This window comes from Candidatus Methylopumilus turicensis (assembly GCF_000953015.1).
Lineage (GTDB): Bacteria > Pseudomonadota > Gammaproteobacteria > Burkholderiales > Methylophilaceae > Methylopumilus_A > Methylopumilus_A turicensis.
The window spans coordinates 612,817-631,362 of the sequence record NZ_LN794158.1 but is presented as its reverse complement, the minus strand read 5'-3'; the positions used below and the strand labels follow the sequence as shown (position 1 = coordinate 631,362).

At 46.2% G+C, this 18,546-nt stretch carries 17 protein-coding genes; 9 read left to right on the top strand and 8 right to left on the bottom strand.

Going from position 1 to position 18,546, the window contains the following annotated elements; genetic code table 11:
• The first annotated feature begins 16 nt into the window (after positions 1–16).
• Entirely contained in the window at positions 17–910 is an 894-nt protein-coding gene (gene hslO, locus BN1209_RS03315) for an Hsp33 family molecular chaperone HslO (RefSeq protein WP_045751939.1), read from the top strand.
• Positions 911–981: 71 nt separating this feature from the next.
• Here hslO and BN1209_RS03310 read toward each other — a convergent pair whose 3' ends face one another.
• On the bottom strand, positions 982–1,755 hold the full coding sequence (locus BN1209_RS03310) for a TrmH family RNA methyltransferase (protein WP_045750939.1): 774 nt from the start codon (positions 1,753–1,755) through the stop codon (positions 982–984).
• 80 nt (positions 1,756–1,835) lie between these two features.
• Here BN1209_RS03310 and BN1209_RS03305 point away from each other — a divergent pair, with 80 nt between their 5' ends.
• The 5 genes from BN1209_RS03305 (at position 1,836) to BN1209_RS03285 (ending at position 6,099) form a co-directional block, all read left to right on the top strand.
• The gene (locus tag BN1209_RS03305) at positions 1,836–2,453 is read left to right on the top strand and encodes a glutathione S-transferase family protein (RefSeq protein WP_045750938.1); all 618 of its coding nucleotides are present in this window, start codon (positions 1,836–1,838) and stop codon (positions 2,451–2,453) included.
• 12 nt (positions 2,454–2,465) lie between these two features.
• Positions 2,466–3,155, top strand: a complete 690-nt coding sequence (rpiA, locus tag BN1209_RS03300) for a ribose-5-phosphate isomerase RpiA (protein WP_045750937.1) — start codon at positions 2,466–2,468, stop codon at positions 3,153–3,155.
• Between the two features lie 7 nt (positions 3,156–3,162).
• Positions 3,163–3,888, top strand: a complete 726-nt coding sequence (locus BN1209_RS03295) for a pseudouridine synthase (protein ID WP_045750936.1) — start codon at positions 3,163–3,165, stop codon at positions 3,886–3,888.
• A gap of 174 nt (positions 3,889–4,062) precedes the next feature.
• The gene (locus BN1209_RS03290; protein WP_045750935.1) at positions 4,063–5,568 is read left to right on the top strand and encodes a DEAD/DEAH box helicase; all 1,506 of its coding nucleotides are present in this window, start codon (positions 4,063–4,065) and stop codon (positions 5,566–5,568) included.
• Between the two features lie 21 nt (positions 5,569–5,589).
• Positions 5,590–6,099, top strand: a complete 510-nt coding sequence (locus tag BN1209_RS03285) for a lipocalin family protein (RefSeq protein ID WP_045750934.1) — start codon at positions 5,590–5,592, stop codon at positions 6,097–6,099.
• Positions 6,100–6,171: 72 nt separating this feature from the next.
• On the opposite strand, the gene BN1209_RS03280 is transcribed toward BN1209_RS03285, so the two are convergent.
• The 7 genes from BN1209_RS03280 to BN1209_RS03250 form a co-directional block, all read right to left on the bottom strand.
• Positions 6,172–7,026: a TraB/GumN family protein gene (locus BN1209_RS03280; protein ID WP_231855150.1), complete on the bottom strand. Its 855-nt coding sequence runs from the start codon at positions 7,024–7,026 to the stop codon at positions 6,172–6,174.
• A 65-nt stretch (positions 7,027–7,091) separates the two neighbouring features.
• A complete protein-coding gene (locus BN1209_RS03275) occupies positions 7,092–9,272 on the bottom strand; it encodes a YgiQ family radical SAM protein (RefSeq protein WP_082048380.1) in 2,181 nt (726 codons plus the stop codon).
• 40 nt (positions 9,273–9,312) lie between these two features.
• On the bottom strand, positions 9,313–10,773 hold the full coding sequence (locus BN1209_RS03270; RefSeq protein ID WP_045750933.1) for an ABC transporter substrate-binding protein: 1,461 nt from the start codon (positions 10,771–10,773) through the stop codon (positions 9,313–9,315).
• 5 nt (positions 10,774–10,778) lie between these two features.
• Positions 10,779–12,119: a 23S rRNA (uracil(1939)-C(5))-methyltransferase RlmD gene (gene rlmD, locus BN1209_RS03265; RefSeq protein WP_045750932.1), complete on the bottom strand. Its 1,341-nt coding sequence runs from the start codon at positions 12,117–12,119 to the stop codon at positions 10,779–10,781.
• Positions 12,120–12,158: 39 nt separating this feature from the next.
• Positions 12,159–12,935 (bottom strand): 3'-5' exonuclease, encoded by a 777-nt coding sequence (locus BN1209_RS03260; protein WP_045750931.1) that lies wholly within the window; start codon positions 12,933–12,935, stop codon positions 12,159–12,161.
• The gene (cysM, locus tag BN1209_RS03255; RefSeq protein ID WP_045750930.1) at positions 12,932–13,819 is read right to left on the bottom strand and encodes a cysteine synthase CysM; all 888 of its coding nucleotides are present in this window, start codon (positions 13,817–13,819) and stop codon (positions 12,932–12,934) included. Before cysM ends, BN1209_RS03260 begins: the two co-directional genes overlap by 4 nt.
• A 10-nt stretch (positions 13,820–13,829) precedes the next feature.
• Positions 13,830–14,330 (bottom strand): disulfide bond formation protein B, encoded by a 501-nt coding sequence (locus tag BN1209_RS03250; protein ID WP_045750929.1) that lies wholly within the window; start codon positions 14,328–14,330, stop codon positions 13,830–13,832.
• 89 nt (positions 14,331–14,419) lie between these two features.
• Between BN1209_RS03250 and xseA the strand changes: the two genes are divergently transcribed.
• The 3 genes from xseA (at position 14,420) to BN1209_RS03235 (ending at position 18,482) form a co-directional block, all read left to right on the top strand.
• Entirely contained in the window at positions 14,420–15,634 is a 1,215-nt protein-coding gene (xseA, locus tag BN1209_RS03245; protein ID WP_045750928.1) for an exodeoxyribonuclease VII large subunit, read from the top strand.
• A 92-nt stretch (positions 15,635–15,726) separates the two neighbouring features.
• Entirely contained in the window at positions 15,727–17,616 is a 1,890-nt protein-coding gene (locus tag BN1209_RS03240) for a potassium transporter Kup (protein ID WP_045750927.1), read from the top strand.
• Positions 17,617–17,642: 26 nt separating this feature from the next.
• On the top strand, positions 17,643–18,482 hold the full coding sequence (locus BN1209_RS03235) for a M48 family metallopeptidase (RefSeq protein ID WP_045751936.1): 840 nt from the start codon (positions 17,643–17,645) through the stop codon (positions 18,480–18,482).
• Positions 18,483–18,546: the final 64 nt, after the last annotated feature.

Here is an 18,546-nt window from a genome sequence, read left to right as displayed (position 1 = left end):
TGATAAAATGCCGCGCATGACAACACTCAACACACCATCTACCGACCAACTCCACCGATTTGTGTTTGACAACACACCGATTCGTGGCAATACCGTCCATTTAGATCATACCTTTCGCACCGCATTGCAGCAAGTTGAATACCCAGTAGCGCTTAAAACAAAACTAGGCGAGCTAATGGCTGCAGCTGCGCTTTTAGCTGCCACGCTTAAGCTAGAAAATGGCGCACTGATTTTGCAGATTCAAGGCAAAGGGCCATTAAACTTATTAGTGGTGGAATGCAGCGCAGCACTTGAGATGCGCGCCACAGCGAAATGGCAAGGCGAAATTGGCAACCAAAGCTTTAGCGAACTCGTGGGTGATGGGCATTTTGTGATTACCTTAGACCCCAAAGACGGTGGTCAAACTTACCAAGGCATTGTGCCGATTGAAGGCGATAGCATCAGCGAAATCTTGCAAAACTATATGCAACGTTCAGAGCAAATTGAAACACGCATTTGGCTCGCCAGTGATGAAAACACTGCAGCGGGCATGTTGTTGCAAAAACTACCCGACTTGCCAGAACAAGATGCTGACGCTTGGGCAAGAACAGGGTTTTTAGCAGAAACCATCACCAATGAAGAGCTCATTACCCTCCCTGCTGAAACACTACTCACCAGACTATTCCACGAAGAGGATGTACGCTTATTTGACCCGCGTGACATTCACTTCCGTTGCAGTTGCTCACGCAAAAATGTCAGCAATATGCTCAAAATGTTAGGTCAAGCAGAAGTCGATAGCATTATTGAAGAGCGTGGCGAGATAGAAGTGAACTGCGATTTTTGTAATGCGGCTTACGTGTTCGACAAAGTCGATGCAGAACAGCTTTTTGCGGCAGATATCACGCCGCCCGTTTCAAAAACAAAGCACTAACTTCGTTCGTCCTGAGCTTGTCGAAGGATTTAGTAGTTCGACAAGCTCAGGACGAACGAAAAAACTAACAGCTAAAGCGTCTGCCTCACCCGCTCAAACAAACAAATTGAAGCCGCCGCGGCTGCATTGAGCGATTCAACACCTTCCGCAATTGGAATGGTGACATGATGACTCGCTGCCTTTTGCATCGCGCTACTTAGGCCATTGCCTTCGTTGCCAATCGCAATCGCGGTTGGGCCAGTTAAATCTAGCTTGTAGATAGACTCACCACGCAAAGTGGTGGCTAATACTTGTCCTGCAAAGTTGCTCGCCAGACCCACTAAATCAGCACGCTCAATAATGGGCAAAGTAAACTGAGCCCCCTGACCACCACGAAGCGCTTTTGGTGACCAAGCCTCTGTGCAGCCTTCCGACAAATAAACAGCTTCCACACCTGCCGCTGCTGCCGTGCGAAGCATAGAACCCAAATTACCTGGATCCTGAATGTCTTCCAGCATCAATACGAAGTTAGCTGCTTCTGGCGGTGAAATCGTTGGGGTTTTCACTAGGGCCAAGATACCCGTTGGACTTGCCACAGGCGCCAGCTCTTGAAACATTAAGGTTGGAAACATCACCGTCGGCACGTCTGCCAATTGCTGAATAAGATGCGACACCTCTGCAGTACTTTCACCTTCTGCAATAATTAGCAAACGAGGTTCACCAAACACCTCAAGATAAGTCTCAACCAAATGCGCGCCATCAAGCAAGGTTTCACCTAGCTTGCGACGCTCACGTGATGATTCAGCTAATTTTTTAAGCTGCTTAAATAGACTGTTATCGCGAGAAATAATGTGTTTGAATGTCATGGAGAGTTACTTAAACTTAATCGTTGTGGCATTTTAACTTAAACTGCCTACATGCATCCTATACAAAGACCATCCATATCATGATTAAACTTTACGGTTTTCCACAAACCCGCTCGGTACGCGTTGCATGGGCCTTAGAAGAAGCAAATGCCGAGTACGAATACGGACTCGTCAACTTACGCACAGGCGAACATAAACAGCCTGCATTTTTAGCGATTAATCCCTTTGGGAAAATTCCAAGCTTGGTTGATGATGGGCTAGTCATCAGCGAGTCTGCGGCAATCTGTACTCATATTGCTGAAAAATTTCCTGCGGCCAAGCTGATTCCAACTGATGCAAAAAGCAGAGCGGCGTATTTTCAATGGCTATTTTTTGTAGTTTCAGAGTTAGAGGTACATTTATGGACAGCGGCCAAACATGACCGCTTTCTACCCGAAGATAAACGCATCCCAGACATCGCAAACACCAGCTATTGGGAGTTTGAAAAAGCGGCGGCTATTTTAAGTACGCATCTTAAAGCACAGCCCTATTTGGCTGGCGACCAATTTAGCGCAGCAGATATCATTTGCGTTTCGGTTTTACACTGGGCACATCACGTCAAAGTGACGCTCGACGACACTTTACTGAGTTATATGAATCGAGTTTCAGAACGTCCTGCCCTCACCCGCGCCAGGAAACGTGAAGCCGATGCCACTTAAAGGAAAAACAAGATGAACGATAAAGAACTAGTCGCTTTTAAAGCAGCCAAGCTCGCCAAAAATGGCATGGTGATTGGCTTAGGCACAGGCTCTACCGCCAATTACTTTATTGAGCACTTAGCTAAACGCCAATCAGATGAAGGCTTGAGCATCAGTACCGTAGCCAGCTCCACAATTAGCGCCATCAAAGCAGAAAGTTGCGGGCTCAAGGTCGTCGCGATATCTCAGCTAAGTCGTATTAATTTATATGTCGATGGTGCGGATGAAATCACCCCCAATTTAAGCCTGCTCAAAGGCCGTGGGCAAGATTTGGTGATGGAAAAACTCCTCGCAAAAGCAGCGAATCAATTCATCGTAGTCGCTGATAAGGGTAAGCTTGTGAGCCGTATAGGCGAAAAATTCATCATCCCGATTGAAGTCATCCCTGACGCTTGGAAAATGGTCAAACACCAACTAGAAAAACATGGTGCAAAAGGTGATATCCGCCTAAATACTGGCAAAGACAATGTCGCTGTTAGTGCGCATGGTAGCTATATTTTAGATATGCATTTTCCTGAACACATCAGCGATGAAGCACTTAACACTTTACTCAACAATACAACTGGCGTTGTGGAACACGGCGTGTTTTATGGCATCGCTAGCCAAGTGTTGATTGCAGATAATGGCAATATTGAAGTGATGCTCACGCAAAAGCCTCTATAATGCCGCCATGTCTAAAAAAATATCGATAGAACGTGTTTTACATTCCCAAGGCTTTGGCTCACGTAAAGCCTGCCGCATCTTAGTCAGACATGATGCCGTGACCGTCAATGGCGAACCTTGTGATGACCCATTTGCAGAATTCCATACTGAAAACTTACACTTCACAGTCGATGGTGAACCTTGGCAATATCGCGAACAAGCTTACTTAATGCTCAACAAACCAGCGCATTACGAATGCTCACACAAAACCATTCATCACCCGTCGGTTTACAGCTTATTGCCACACGCTTTGGTTGAACGCGATGTGCAATGCATTGGTCGTTTAGATGAAGACACCACAGGGTTGATTTTACTTTCTGATGATGGCCATTTCATCCATCGCCTCAGCTCGCCTAAATGGAAAGTGCCAAAAATTTACGAAGTGTATTGCAAGCACCCTGTAGACGAAGCACAAATCAAAAATCTACTCGATGGCGTGCAACTCATTGATGAACCAGCACCGATTGCTGCGCTGGCTTGCGAGCAAGTCAGTAGCCACATTCTTCACATGACTCTAGCTGAAGGCAAATATCACCAAGTTAAACGCATGGTTGCCGCGAATAGCAACCGAGTAGAAGGCCTCAAACGTATCAAGATTGGTGAAGTGACGTTACCGAAAGACCTTGCTGATGGCGAATGGCGTTGGCTCACAGCGGAAGAGTTACATCTACTCACGCATACTGAAAAAATTTAATTACTAGCTAATCACGTAATACTCAGTATAATCAAGCCCTCCCTGTGCCATACCAATCAGCACAGCGGCCTAAAGGCGCCATGCGCCAACACTTTTACCTCTTATTTGTTAGTCTCGATTGGTGTTGTCTTAAAGGCAACAGACCACTTATAAATCTCCTTTAAGGAATTTACATTGTCTTCAGAAGTTACAAACCCTAGCCCAAATTTTAATGATTTAGGCTTAGCAGAACCTATTCTCCGCGCCATTAACGATGCGGGTTACACCACGCCCACCCCAATTCAAGTGCAAGCGATTCCACAAGTCCTCACGGGCGGTGATTTACTCGCTGGCGCACAAACAGGCACAGGTAAAACCGCTGGTTTTACTTTACCGATTTTGCATATCCTTAGCCAAAAACCAGTGGCTGACATAGGCAAAGGTCGCCCTCGCTGCCTCATGCTGACACCAACACGCGAGCTTGCCGCACAGATTGAAGAATCTGTTAAAACATATGGCAAATATTTATCACTTACTTCAACAGTCATTTTTGGAGGGGTGAATATCAATCCACAAATGTCGCGCTTAAGAAAACCTTTAGATATCTTAGTGGCAACGCCAGGCCGATTGTTGGATTTAGCTAACCAAAAGGCAGTCGATTTATCAGGCGTAGAGATTTTAGTGCTAGACGAAGCAGACCGTATGCTCGACATGGGCTTCATTCGTGACATTAAAAAAATCTTGGCATTATTGCCTAAAGCGCGCCAAAACTTACTGTTCTCAGCCACGTTCTCTGATGAAATTAAAGCACTGGCAGATGGTTTATTAAACAACCCAGGCTTTGTTGAAGTCGCTCGACGCAATACGGCTTCAGAACTCGTTGAGCAAACCGTTCACATGATTAGCCAAAGCTTTAAGCGTGAACTAGTCAGTCACTTAGTGTCGCACAATAACTGGCAACAAGTATTAGTGTTTACCCGTACAAAACACGGCGCAAACCGCTTAGCTGAAAAATTAGTGAAAGATGGCATTGAAGCCGCAGCCATTCATGGCAATAAGAGCCAAGGCGCGCGCACCAAAGCTTTGGCGCAGTTCAAAGACGGTACCGTACGTGTATTAGTGGCTACCGACATTGCCGCACGCGGTTTGGATATTGATCAATTGCCACAAGTCATTAACTTTGAGCTGCCTAATGTGCCTGAAGACTACGTCCACCGCATTGGTAGAACTGGTCGCGCAGGGAGCAGTGGTGCCGCGGTTTCATTAGTTGACCGTGAAGAATTAAAGCTACTCAAAGACATTGAAAAGCTGATTAAGCGCGAGATTCCAAAAGTGCCAGCTGATGGCTGGGTGCAGCCTGAAAAAGCGGAACCAGAAGCCCCCCGTGCACCAAGGCCTCAGCAACGCCGTCCACAAAACGCAGGCGCTAAACCTTCACAAGGTAAGCCACAACACAACCGCAATAAGCCACAAGGCCAACGTTCAGACAAAGCACCTTTTGACGGCAATAGAGTGCCAGCACAAATCCCCTCGACTAAAAACATGTCAGAGGCCGCGCGTCATCAAGCCATGCCACAGCCTGCTTTATTTGCGCCTAAACCGCAAAACAGAGGCCCTAACCCAAATGCAGGACGTAATACCAGCCGCAACAATGGCGGCAGTCGTGGTGGCCATACAGGCGGCGGCGGACGTGGTCGTTAACGCAATATAAAAGGAGTCCTTATGTTAAGAAAATTGGTGTTAATCGCTATGCTTTTGCTTATTTCCTGCACAGGTGATGATGCGAAATACAAAGCGGTTACAGGGTTTGAGGTAGATAAATATCTTGGCACTTGGTACGAGATAGCACGCCTTGATCATAGCTTTGAACGTGGATTGGATAAGGTTTATGCGGAATATAGCTTACGTGAAGATGGTGGCTTAAAGGTCATCAATCATGGCTTTGATACCAAAAAGCAAAAATGGAATGAAGCCATTGGTAAAGCATACTTCGTAGAAACACCAGATATTGGGCGCTTAAAAGTATCATTTTTTGGCCCATTTTATGGGGCATATACAATTGTTGAGTTAGATAAAACATCCTATAGCTATGCGCTCGTGACGGGTGGCGATGATTATTTATGGATACTCTCTCGCACACCGCAAATGTCTTACATTGTTAAACAGCAGTTGATTGCGAAAGCCAAAGCGCTAGGCTTTGCAACCGATAAGCTGATTTATCCGAACCAATAGCTAAAAATGCTAACCATTAAGAAAGCGCAGTGCATTTCTGACTGCGCTTTTTTATTTGCTGAATTGCTAGCTTTACTTGACTGGCGTCACCACAAAGCCAGACGCGCGCAAACGACCTAAAATGCCACCGTCGCCTGCCAAGTGCGATGCGCCTACCGCGGCAAACACGGCTTTGTCTTTTGCCTCAGATACAAGGCCTTCCGCCATGCCAGCATTACGCTCATCAATCAATTTAACGCGCATATTTTCCCAAACCGCTTTCGGTAACATGCCCCCAGTAATCTTGTCATCGAGGTCGATAATTTTCTTCAAATCCCCAGACTGATAAGCCTTTAGAAGCTTTTCATAATCACGCTCTTTGGTTTTTTGGCTCCGCTTGAGTACCGCACGTAACATGATCATTTGATCTTCCATGCTCACACTATCAAGTACTGAAAAATGCTCACGCGTTTTTTCCAAACCAACGATTCTTTTGAACTGCTCTTCTGCTTTTGCCATCAACAACTCATCCATTGAATAAAGCGCTTTAGGCTTAGGCAAATCAAAGATGACAGCAAGTAGCCAAGGCTTCATGCGCATGGCGGCTTCAATATGCATAGAATGAAAATCAGCCAGTTCACGTACTTGGTCGAATTCTTTCTCCGTCATCATTTCAGCCACTGTGCCCTGCTTCATCATGAATATAGAAGGGTCACGTGGCGGTAGCGTTTCCATCATAAACGCTTCGCTTTGATTAAAGGCTTCAAGGATTTTAGGTGAGAACTCAGTGACGCGTTGATCGTCGGTATGCATGGTGCCGAGCAAGTAGCTCACCTTGCCGCTTGGCGCTTCGAGCTTCCAAAGCAAACCATTATCAGCAGCAAAAGTGATATTAGCGCTGACAATAAGCATGACAGCCAATGAGAATTTAGAGAAAAATGAACGCACGGGATAGCCCCCAATCATGAAATGTAAAAGTCTGACAGACAACAAGCGCAGCGGTTCAATCAAGCTTAACGAGAACGTCGAAACGGCTTCCCTATTTCAAGCTTCTTACCCTTCACTGGGGCGGCAGGCGCTGCAATAGCGCGTTTTTTGCTCGCCACTTGCACAGGGCGCGGCGGTGTTTTATCTAGCGGCTGCCAAGCAGGAATTAAGCAATGTTTGCCGTTACCGATCAAATCCGCACGTCCCATGTTTTGAAGTACTTCACGCAGTAGCGGCCAGTTTTTTGGGTCGTGGTAGCGAATAAAGGCTTTGTGCAAACGGCGCACGCCACCCGCCTTAGGAATAGGCACTTCTTCGCTGTCATCCGTCACTTTACGCAATGGATTTTTACCTGAGTGATACATGGCCGTTGCCATCGCCATTGGCGTTGGGGTAAAGGTTTGTACTTGGTCTAACCTAAAGTCATACTTCTTGAGCCAAAGCGCAAGATTCATCATATCTTCATCGGTCGTGCCAGGATGCGCTGCGATGAAGTAAGGAATCAAATATTGCTTTTTGCCCGCCTCTTTTGAGAAGCGCTCAAACATCTCTTTAAACTTATCGTAAGCGCCCATGCCCGGCTTCATCATTTTAGAAAGCACATTCTCTTCAGAATGCTCAGGCGCAATTTTTAAATAGCCGCCAACATGGTTTTGCACTAATTCTTTGACATACTCAGGCGAAGTTACCGCCAAGTCGTAACGCAGGCCAGAACCCACCAGAATCTTTTTAATACCCTTGAGGTTACGTGCTTTGCGATAAAGCTGAATCAAGGCCGAATGATCGGTATTCAGGTTTTCACAAATGCCAGGATAAACGCATGAAAGCTTGCGGCAAGATTTTTCAATCTCAGGCGACTTACACGCCATGCGGTACATATTCGCAGTTGGCCCGCCAAGGTCTGAAATCACACCCGTAAAGCCATCGACTTTATCGCGAATTTCTTCCACTTCTTTCAAAATACTTTCTTCAGAGCGGCTCTGAATAATGCGACCTTCATGCTCAGTAATCGAACAGAAAGTACAGCCCCCAAAACAGCCACGCATAATGTTCACTGAAAAACGAATCATCTCCCAAGCAGGGATTTTTGCATCCCCGTAGACAGGGTGTGGTCTGCGGGCATAAGGCAAATCGTAAACGTAATCCATCTCTTTGGTAGTCAGAGGAATCGGTGGCGCATTAAGCCAGACTTCACGATCACCATGCTTTTGAACCAATGCACGCGCATTACCAGGGTTGGCCTCTAAATGCAGTACACGAGAGGCGTGCGCATAGAGCACTGGGTCTTTGACAACATCTTCATAGCTTGGCAAACGAACCACTTGAAAGGCGCGATCCGCTTTCGGTTTGCGAACGATTTGTACAGCTTGCGTGCCCTCTGGCAAAGCGACATCGTCTTTTTTTGCCTCAGTCTCACAGCTAGTGCCAGCACCCATTTTCATTTCATAAGGATCAATCGGCGCTTCTAATTTACCTGGGCGGTCTAGATTAGTTGAAGCAACTTCTTGCCAACCTTCTGGAATTTTTTTCCGTAAGAAAGCTGTGCCGCGAATATCGGTAATATCCGCAACATTTTCACCTTTACCCAAGCGGTGGCTGAGTTCAATCAATGCACGCTCAGCGTTGCCGTATAACAAAATGTCGGCTTTAGAATCCACCAGCACAGAACGACGTACTTTGTCAGACCAGTAATCATAATGCGCGATACGGCGCAAACTGGCTTCAATACTCCCAATCACCAAAGGCACATCCGAGAATGCTTCACGACAACGCTGTGAGTAAACTAGCACCGCGCGGTCTGGACGCTTGCCAGCAGCCGCATCTGGGGTATAAGCATCGTCAGAGCGTATCTTGCGGTCTGCGGTATAGCGATTCACCATACTATCCATATTGCCTGCGGTAATCCCAAAGTAGAGATTAGGTTTACCCAACGCCTTAAACGCCTCAGCATCTGACCAATCCGGCTGTGAAATAATCCCAACTCTAAACCCTTGTGATTCAAGCAAACGGCCAACCAGCGCCATACCAAAGCTAGGGTGGTCGATATATGCATCGCCCGTGATCAAAATAATGTCGCAACTGTCCCAACCCAAATCATCCATCTCTTCACGAGACATCGGCAACATTTTAGACGTGCCAAAACGCTTAGCCCAATAAGGACGGTACTGAGTGATCGGTTTTACGGTAGGAATAGTATTGATTTGCATAAGTTGAGTATTTTACTCTGGAATGGCTATTTTATAAAATCTAATGCGTGTTAGGGCTCGTTGTGCGAATAACGTTCGCCAAATCATCCCAATTACCGTCTGGCTTTGGCGCATATTGGCTAATATCCACTCGCGTGGCAGTAAACTGACCTTCGTACCATAGCGGCACATAAGGCAATTGCTGATGAATAATCTTGGTGGCGGCTTGCCAATCGTGCTTGGCTAACAAAGCGTCTAGCTGCGCATCGCTAAAACGACCACGGTTAAAACCTTTAGGCGGGGCATTATCTGAGCCAAATGCTTTTGCGTAAATGTCTGGGGTGTTGATCCCGACCCAAGTGAGCCCGAATAATTGAAAATGCCCTTGTTTCACATCCTCAAAAAACGTGCCCCAATCTAAGCTTTTAATCTCAAGCGCAATGCCCGCCTCAGCCATTTGCGCTTGCATAATCGTGGCGAGACGCACACGCTGGGCATCGGTAGAGGTTTTATAAACAAGATGGAGTGGCAATATCACGCCCGCCTCTTTTAGCAGCTTTTTGGATAGCGCTGGGTTGAACTCATAAGAAGCAAGCTTGGCGTTTCCCGCCCAATGCTCAGGTGGCAAGATGGCTCCTGCCTCACGTGTGCCGCCAACCAAGACCTGCTGGATAATCTCTGATCGGTCAATCGAGTGTGCAATCGCCCGTCGCACTTTTATATTCGCCAACGTTTTGTCTTGTAGATTAAAGCCCAGATAAGAAAAGTTGGCGCCATTGCTTTCAGTCACGTTGATATTGGGCTGTGTTTTTAAATAACGCACCAACTCCGGTGGCAAATCACCTTGCAGAATATCCACTTCACCCCGCATGAGCTTAAGGATACGCACGGTGGGGTCTTTTACTTCTAACAAGGTAATAATTTGACTATCGGTCACGCGCTTTAATTGGAGGGTATTTGTCCAACTTACAAATGCTAGCGCCCCACTACCTAACGGATTGTGGCTAAAATCACGCCCGGCTACAATCTGACTTGCAGGCAATATACCGATGATCAGTTTAGCTGGGAAAGCGCTATCGGCCGCTTTCAAGTAAATATCCAGGCGTGCGCCATCTAATGTTTCGATGCGACGAATATTGGTAAACTCAGCCGAAAGTGGAGAGTCTTTTAATGCAAGCAAGGACTCATACGTCGCTTTTACGTCTTTGGTTGATAATTGACTGCCATCATGAAATTTTCGCCCGGCCTCACCCAATTTAAAACGATATTGAGTCGGGCTAATCATCTGCCAAGTCGCCAAATCAGCGACTGGCTTTGAACTAGCATCAAAACCAACCAATGAACGATATAGCAAGCGATTAACACGAACCGATGCGGCATCGGTAGCATAGCGAGGGTCTAGATTGATCGGTGCTTGTGCGACTGCCAAACGAATGTTTTGTCGTTGATTCGCTTCTTGCTTATGACAAGCTGTTAGGCTAATGAGCAAACAAAACAAGAAACAAAAAAACTTAAACATCATGTTGTTTAACGCTCAAACAAAGCGATAGACTCCACATGCGAAGTATGTGGAAACATATTAATTACTCCAGCAGCGACCATACGATAGCCTTTTTCATTCACCAAAATCCCCGCATCACGCGCCAAGGTCGCTGGGTTGCAAGACACATACACCATGCGCTCTGGACCAAAGCTAGCATCATTAGGCAAAGCGCTGACCAAAGCCATTGCACCATCGCGTGGCGGGTCGATCAGCCATTTATCAAAGTGGCCTAAGTCTTGTAATAACTCAGGCGTCATATCGAATAAATCTGCTTCGGCAAACTCCACTTGCTCAGCAAGCCCATTTAAAGCCGCACTTTCACGCGCACGTTTAACTAATACTTCCAAGCCTTCCATGCCCAATACAGTCGCCCCAGATCGTGCAATCGGCAAAGTAAAATTACCCAAGCCACAGAAGAAGTCAGCAATCTTTTCACCCGCTTGTGGGGATAACAATTGCATGGCGCGGCGCAGCATCACTTGATTGATATGCGGGTTGACCTGCGTAAACTCAGTGGGGTTAAACGGATAAGTTAAATCGAACTCAGGCAATGAATAGCTGAGCTTGGCGCCATCTAAGGGGTAAAAAGGCTGAACCGTATCTAGTCCTTTAGTTTGCGTCCACACTTGCACATCAAATACATCCGCAAAGGCTTTAAACAATGCTTCATCTTTAGCGTCTGGCGTTTCCATCACACGGAAAACCAACACGACCGCATGCTCACCCACCGCCAGCTCGATTTGCGGAATAGCATCACGAATGCTCATTTGCACAATCATTTCTTGTAGTGGCGTAATCAAAGCAGAAATTCGCGGTGGCAAGACTGCGCAGCTATTCATGTCCGCCACAAAAGGCGTGGACTTTTCATTAAAGCCAACCAATACGCGGTCTTTTTTAGCAACGTACTTCACACGCAAACGCGCTTTGTGACGATAGCCCCAAGCTGGGCCATAAATTGGTGGCAACAGACTCTCTGGCTTTACTTTGCCGATATGGTGTAAATCATTTTCCAGTAAGCGTTGCTTAGCCGCGACTTGCGCAGAAAAATCCAAATGCTGGAGCGCACAGCCGCCACACATACCGAAGTGGGGACATTTTGGTGTGACACGCAAATTTGAGGCTTTTAACACTGACTTAGTTTCAGCAAACTCATAGCTAGATTTAATACGTGTTGATTGGTAAGTCACCGTCTCATTAGGCAATGCGCCGCGAATAAAGATAGCTTTACCATCAACATGGGCAACGCCCCGCCCCTCTTGGTCTAGAGATTCGATGAGGGCTGTGCCAATAGGATTTTCAGATTTGAATTTTTTACGAGAACGCATGACGGATAAACTTTACTACTCAATGGGGGTTAAAAATGCTTAAGACTTCCAAGCAGCCATAAACTCTTGCCAGTGCGAGGCAGCATCTGCATTTAAAGTGTCACGCACGAGAGAAATCTCGCGATCATAAGCAACTTGGTTAAGCTGGCCGCGCATGAATTGGAATCGCAGATAAACCAGATAGGTATTCACTACATCGGTCTCACAGTAGTTGCGGATCGCTTCAATTTCGCCTTGCTGATAAGCATCCCACACCTTACTACCATCCATACCCAACTTACCTGGAAAACCACATAACTGTGCCATGTCATCCAAAGGCGCATTCGCACGACCTTGATACATCGCGAGTAAATCCATTAAATCAGTATGACGTGCATGATAGCGGCTGATGTAGTTATTCCACTTAAACTCTTTGTCGTCCTCGCCCATATCCCAATAACGCGGCGCTTGAACACCATTGACGAGTCCACGGTAGTGCAAAACAGGGAAATCGAAACCGCCGCCATTCCAAGAGACAACATTCGGCGTGTATTTTTCAATACCATCAAAAAAGCGCTTGATAAGCTGGCCTTCAGGTTCGCCTGGTGCGCCTAAAGACCACACTTTAAAAATATCGGCTTCACGAAGCACGCAAGAAATCGCCACCACACGATGTTGATGCAAAGGTAGAAACTCGCTGCCATTATGTTGACGGCGTTGATGAAAAGCAATTTTTGCCACATCGTCAGCAGAAGTTTCTGCAGGCAAGCCAAGCAAGCCTTTTAAGCCATCGGTATCAGGGATGGTTTCAATGTCAAAGACTAAGGTTGGAATCATGCTGGGAAAACCCCAGTTGAAAGGTAGCGGTCACCCCTATCGCAAACAATAGAAACAATGACTGCGTTCTCCACTTGTTTAGATAATTGAAGCGCAGCGTATAGTCCACCCCCAGACGAGATTCCTGCAAAGATACCCTCTTCAGCCGCCAATCGACGGGTCATTTTTTCTGCATTCGCTTGGCTCACATAAATCAATTCATCAACATTTTTAGCATCGTAAATCGTTGGCAAATAAGCTTCTGGCCATTTACGTATGCCAGGAATTTGCGCACCTTCTTCTGGCTGAACACCAATAATTTGAATATTAGGATTCTGTTCTTTTAAGAAGCGCGAAGTGCCCATAATCGTGCCTGTGGTGCCCATACTCGCTATAAAGTGGGTGACTTTTCCTTCGGTGTCACGCCAAATCTCAGGGCCGGTGCCTTCATAGTGTGCCAAGGGATTATCTGGATTACCGAATTGGTCAAGTACGACACCCTCGCCTTCGGCTTGCAGTTTCATCGCTACATCACGTGCCAGCTCCATGCTGCCATCTTTAGGCGTCAGCAATAACTCAGCCCCAAACGCCTTCATAGTTTGACGACGCTCTATACTTTGGTTTTCCGGCATCACTAACAGCATTTTGTAGCCCTTCATCGCTGCAGCCATTGCCAAAGCAATGCCGGTATTACCTGAAGTAGCTTCGATTAAGGTGTCGCCAGGTTTGATATCACCGCGCGCTTCAGCGCGTGTAATCATCGAAAGCGCTGGACGATCTTTAACAGAGCCCGCAGGGTTGTTGCCTTCAAGCTTCACCAAAATAGTATTGCTGGTATCTCCAGGAATGCGTTTTAGTTTGACTAAAGGCGTATTGCCGACAAAATCTTCTAAATATTTGTACATAAAATTTCTTCTAAATTCGTTTTTTAGCTAATAACAACGCGTAGGCCGCGATACTTAAAAAAGCGATTAAAGCCAATTGCGGAATACTTAATCCAAGAAAAGTCCAATCAATTGAAGCGCAATCGCCTGTACCGCGAAACACTAGCGTGAGCGCTTTTTTAAGCGGGAAGTTCTCGAACATATAATCAAAACCAACGCCGCAATCTACTAACATTTCATCTTTATGCACTTGCAAATACCAATGGCGAATAGCCACACTAGCGCCACCAAGCGCTGTGAGTGTTTGCAATAAAGCATATAACTTTACCCAAGTTGGCTTTTGCGGATTGTGAATTGCCGCTATTAAAAACAAAACCCCTAAGCCCATCAACACAATCCGCTGAGAAATGCAGAGCGGACAAGGCTCTAAATTGTGTTGGGTTTGAATCACCAAAGCCAAGGCCACTAGGCCAAAGCTCGCGAAAAAGCCTAATAAATAAGCGGCGCGGCAGTTCAGTATTTTATTCAACATATTTAAATCCAATCAGTACAAATAGCAGCGTGCTCATCCTTTATAATAACGAGCAACTAATTAGCCTAGATTGTAACGGATAAAGCCCAATGATAGACACAGAACAAGCGAGTATTGCTTCACCAAAAGTGCTAACCGTCAGCGAATTGAATCGTCTGGCAAAAGAGGTGCTAGAGCAAAGCTTTCCGCTATTTTGGGTATCCGGCGAAATTTCCAACCTCACCCGCGCGGCTTCTGGCCATTGGTATTTTTCCCTTAAAGATGCTGGCGCACAAGTGAGTTGCGTGATGTTTCGTGGTCGCAATAGCTACATAGATTGGACACCAAAGGAAGGCGATAAAGTTGAAGCGAGAGTGCTAGTAACCCTCTATGAGGCACGCGGTAGCTTTCAGCTCACGATTGAATTTTTACAACGTGCGGGTGCCGGCGCATTATTTGAAGCCTTTGAAAAACTCAAAACTAAACTTCAGCAAGAAGGTCTTTTCGACCCTGCTTTTAAACAGGCAATTCCTGCGCACCCCAAACAAATCGGCATTGTGACATCAGCTGATGCCGCTGCATTGCATGACGTACTCACCACATTAAGACGCCGTATGCCTAGCATCCCAGTGGTCATTTACCCAACACCAGTCCAAGGCAAAGGCGCGGCAACCCAAATTGCCAAAGCCATCAATAGCGCCCATGAGCGAAACGAATGTGATGTACTGATTGTTTGCCGCGGTGGTGGCAGCATGGAAGACTTATGGCAGTTCAATGAAGAAATTGTCGCACGTGCGATTGCCAATTGCCGTATTCCGACCATAAGTGGCGTGGGACATGAAACTGACTTTACCATTTGTGATTTTGTGGCAGATGCACGTGCCGCAACACCAACAGCCGCAGCCGAATTAGTGTCGCCATCAAGAGAAGCCTTATTGAACAGCCTTAAACAGCTGGGCTTGCAGCTTAATAAAAACGGCCAAGATCTGATCAACCAACGTGAACAAATGTTGGATTATCTTGCGCGCCGCCTAGTTTCGCCCTCACAACAAATCACTCAGCAAAAAAACCAGCTGGCACAAGTGTCACATCGCTTAACAATCGCTATTAAACAACAACTCCAAAATCAACAAAACAGCCTAAGTAAGCTAACACTGAATCTCCACCACCTAAATCCACAATCTGTCCTCACAAGAGGCTATGCGTTTGCCCAAACTAAAGACGGGAAGATCATCAATAAGAGCAATCAAATTAAGGCGGGTGATGCGATTCACTTGAGTTTTGGCGAAGGCCAGGCTGAAGCGATCGTATCAAAAACGTCGTAATTGCGAACAACGCCTCAGCTATTATCATTCTGCTATTGGTTTAGCGCTTAAGTTGATTGATAATACTGTTTTAAGTCTTCAAGCTACTTTTAATGTCATCATCAACGGCTTCCGGCAATCAAACAAAACTCTCTGCATTGACATTAGCTGCGCTTGGCGTAGTTTTTGGCGACATCGGCACCAGCCCGCTCTATACGATGAAAGAAGTTTTTTCAGTAGGTACACATCCCGTTCCACTTAATGAGGCCAATATGTTCGGCATTTTGTCGCTCATTGTTTGGGCGCTCATCATGGTGGTTTCAGTGAAATACGTGGCATTTATTATGCGCGCTGACAACCGAGGTGAAGGCGGCATCATGGCATTGCTTGCGCTCGCTTCACGCCATACTGGTTCTGATAAAAAAATGCAGCACACAATTATGCTATTAGGCATCTTGGGCGCTTGTATGTTTTATGCAGACGGCATGATTACGCCAGCAATTTCAGTGCTATCTGCCGTGGAGGGTTTAGAGGTAGCAGCGCCCGGACTTCATGCATTAATTATCCCGATCACGCTTATTGTAATTTTTATTTTATTTCTGGCTCAGAGCAAAGGGACAGCAATCGTTGGCGCGTTCTTTGGCCCAATCATGTTGCTGTGGTTTGGCACGCTAGCGGTACTGGGCGTCAACAGCATCATGCAATACCCATCTATTTTACAAGCACTTAACCCCTATTACGCCTATCAATTTTTCCATACTAGTCCATGGATTGCTTTTGTAGCGCTTGGTGCAGTAGTCCTCTCTGTCACCGGGGCTGAAGCACTTTACGCTGACATGGGTCACTTTGGCCGATTTCCCATTAGGCTAGCTTGGTTTGGCTTTGTTCTCCCATCGTTGATTATCAATTATTTTGGCCAAGGCGCACTGGTGTTGTCCAATCCTGAGACTGTCGAAAACCCTTTCTATTTACTTGCTCCAGAATGGAGTCTATTTCCCTTAATTATTCTGGCGACATTAGCCGCAGTGATTGCATCACAGGCCGTTATTACCGGTGCGTTTTCAGTCTCTCGCCAAGCATTGCAATTGGGATACTTGCCTCGTATGCACGTTGAACATACTTCTGAGAGCCAAGAGGGCCAAATTTATATGCCTCGCGTCAACTGGGGCCTAATGCTGGGCATCATGGTGTTGGTGCTTGGATTTAAATCCTCAGGCAATCTCGCTGCAGCTTATGGGATTGCAGTGACGGGTGACATGGTCATTACATCATTACTCGCAGGAATTGTTTTTCATCACATGTGGGGATGGGGGAAACTCAAAACTGGCGCATTAATTGCGACCTTCCTTGTTGTTGATGTGTCTTTCTTTACCGCTAATGTGCTCAAAATTCCTGACGGCGGATGGGTCCCTCTTGTAATTGGCATTGTCATATTCACGCTTATGGTGACTTGGAAAACGGGCAGATCACTGCTGTATGCTCATCTCAAAAATGATGCGATGGAGTTGACCCCGTTCATTGAAGCCATTGGCCAACATCCGCCCGCACGCGTCCCAGGCACTGCATTGTTCATGACACCCAATCCAGACGGCGTTCCTCATGCAATGTTACACAATCTAAAACACAATAAAGTCCTACATGAAAAAGTCGTGATTCTCACGGTGAAGTTTTCAGACTATCCACACGCACCAAAAGATGAACTGGTCGTCGTAGAAAAGCTTCCGCATGAGTTTTATAAAGTCACTGTTAATTATGGCTTCAAAGACGAACCTGATTTACCTCGAGATTTAGAATTGTGCGCAACACAAGGCTTAACGCTTGATGCGATGGATACCTCATTTTTTGTCGGCAAGGAAATTCTCATCGCTTGTGAAAGTCCAGATATGGCAATTTGGCGTAAGAAAATATTTATTGGTTTATTTAGATCTGCTGAAACGATTACCAATCAATTTAAGTTACCGCCCAACCGCGTGGTTGAGCTTGGTTCGCAGGTTAGTTTCTAAGAAGAAGCCGCTTGAAAGATTTGATCATGATAAAAACTCTCACCAAACCGTTTCACTTTTTACTGTTAGCGTTTATCTCAACGCAACTAATAGGTTGTGCAACAACCACAAATAAAGGCGCAGTAGGGATAGAACGAAGTCAATTTATGATGCTTTCAAGTAAGCAGGTTGAGAGTATGTCGCTGGCAAGCTACTCACAAACGCTTAAAACGGCCAGTGACAAAAAAACACTCAATACAGATCCTGCAACACTAGCTCGCGTTCGAACCATTTCAGACCGCTTGATCGCACAAGTACCTGTTTATCGTGCAGATGCTGCCAATTGGAAATGGGAAGTGAATGTCGAAAAAAATGATCAAGTTAATGCCTACTGCATGCCTGGTGGAAAAATCATGGTCTTTACTGGCTTGATCGAAAAGCTTAATGCAACTGATGATGAATTGGCGGCTGTGATAGGCCATGAGATCAGCCATGCCTTACGCGAACATGGTCGTGAGCGCATGTCTCTGGCTTACGCACAACAAGGTGGATTAGCCCTGCTAGCTGCTGTTATTGGCTCAAAAAGAAATGCCGCGACTGGCTTAGCGTTAGGTGGTGCGACATTGGGAACACAATTGTTTTTCTCCCTACCCAACTCGCGTACACAAGAAACAGAAGCTGATCGCATGGGCTTAGAGTTAGCTGCACGTGCAGGCTACAACCCAAACGCTGCGGTGAGCTTATGGACCAAAATGGGGCAAAATGGCGGCAAAAAACCCACAGAATTCCTCAGCAGTCATCCATCTGACAAAACACGTATTGATGACCTGACAAAGCTTATCCCAACGGTGATGCCACTTTACGAACAGGCAAAAGTTGGCAAATAAGCGCATTACCTGCTTCAAACTGACAGAATCAGGTAAAATGCCCCACTAAAATTTGTTTACACTA